This is a genomic window from Xanthomonas sp. SHU 308 (genome assembly GCF_000364645.1).
Taxonomy (GTDB): Bacteria; Pseudomonadota; Gammaproteobacteria; order Xanthomonadales; family Xanthomonadaceae; genus Xanthomonas_A; species Xanthomonas_A sontii.
The window spans coordinates 1-1,380 of record NZ_AQOK01000736.1 but is presented as its reverse complement, the minus strand read 5'-3'; the positions used below and the strand labels follow the sequence as shown (position 1 = coordinate 1,380).

The following is a 1,380-nucleotide window of genomic DNA, read 5'->3' as shown; positions in this document are numbered from 1 at the left end:
CGCCGGCGGCCAAGGCGGTCGCCGCCGGCGGCAGCCGCCGCATCCCGCTGGTGCAGCGCTCATGAGCGACCTGGCGACGCCCTCGTCACAGGCCGTGACGGCCGACCTGCCAACAGCGGCAGCCGCGGCGACGCCGGCACACCTGCCGTTACGGCGCATCGGCCGTGGCCTGCGCCTGGCCACCGAAACGCTGGCGCATGAGCTGGCACGCCCCGGTGCGTCGATGCCGGACTGGAGCGGCCTGCACTGGCAACTGGCCGCAGCCGCGGCGGTCGCGCACGGCGTGGCGCCACTGCTGAGCCAGCGCTCGCAATGGCCGGACCGGCCGTGGCGCGCGTTCCTGGAGGGGCAACGCGAACACGTGGCGCAGCGCTACCAGCGCATCGCCGCGTTGCTGCAGCGAATCGACGCCCTGGCGCAGACCGCCGGCCTGGCGATCGTGCCGCTGAAAGGCGCGGCGCTGCATGCGCAAGGCCTGTATCGGCCGGGCGACCGGCCGATGGCCGACATCGATCTGCTGGTGCGCCCCGAGGACGCCGAGCGTGCCGCGACTTTGCTCGCCGCGCTGGGCTACGTGGCCGAGTTCGCGCAGTGGAAGCACCAGACCTTTCGTCCAGCGCAGGCGCAGGCGGTGGGTGGCCTGGGCGAGCACCGCGACACGCCGATCAACATCGAACTGCACGTGCGCATCCAGGAACGCCTGCCGCTGCGCACGGTCGACCTCGGTACGCAACTCCTGCCGGGCGACGGCAGGCCCGGCCTGAATCCCTACCCGAGCAACGGCGCGCTGATGCGCCACCTGCTGCTGCACGCGGCCGGCGGACTGTGCAGCCGCAGCCTGCGGCTGATGCACCTGCACGACCTGGCCTTGCTCGCCCCGCGCATGCGCGCCAGCGACTGGCAGATGCTGACCGGCGCCGACGCTTGGTGGGCATGGCCGCCGCTGCGGCTGATGTTGCGCTACTACCGCGCGGCGATTCCGTCGGCGGTGCTCAAGCAACTGCGCGCGCAGTGTCCGCCGCTGTTGCGGCTGCGCGCGCGCGGATTGGACCTGACGGGTGCGTCGTGCTCGCAACTGTGGCTGCCGGCACTGCCGGGCATCGAATGGGCGCGTTCGGGCGGCGAGGTGCTGGACTATCTGCGCCAGCGCCTGCAGCCCTCGGCGGAAAGCCGCCAGGAACGCGCCGAGATGATCCGTACCCAACTGTGGTTGCAGGGCCAGGACTGGGTGCGCCTGCCGCAGCGCCGCCGCGTGCTGCAGCGGTTGCTGCGTCCGGTGCCGCGCATGGACACGCTGTACGCGGTGCGCACCGCGCTGCAGGGCTATGCGCCGTCGTCGGAGTGACGCACGCCCTCCTAGAGCGCGCAGTAAACGACCGT

1 protein-coding gene is annotated in these 1,380 nt (G+C 72.5%); it reads left to right on the top strand.

Annotated features, from left to right (window positions below; all coding sequences use genetic code 11):
• Positions 1 to 61: 61 nt before the first annotated feature.
• Positions 62 to 1,345: a nucleotidyltransferase family protein gene (locus tag D588_RS0119580; RefSeq protein ID WP_017917195.1), complete on the top strand. Its 1,284-nt coding sequence runs from the start codon at positions 62 to 64 to the stop codon at positions 1,343 to 1,345.
• The last annotated feature ends 35 nt before the right edge of the window (positions 1,346 to 1,380 follow it).

What these genes read in the sequence shown, in the direction of transcription:
- D588_RS0119580 (WP_017917195.1), top strand. Translation starts at nt 62, where the DNA reads ATGAGCGACCTGGCGACGCCCTCGTCACAGGCCGTGACGGCCGACCTG.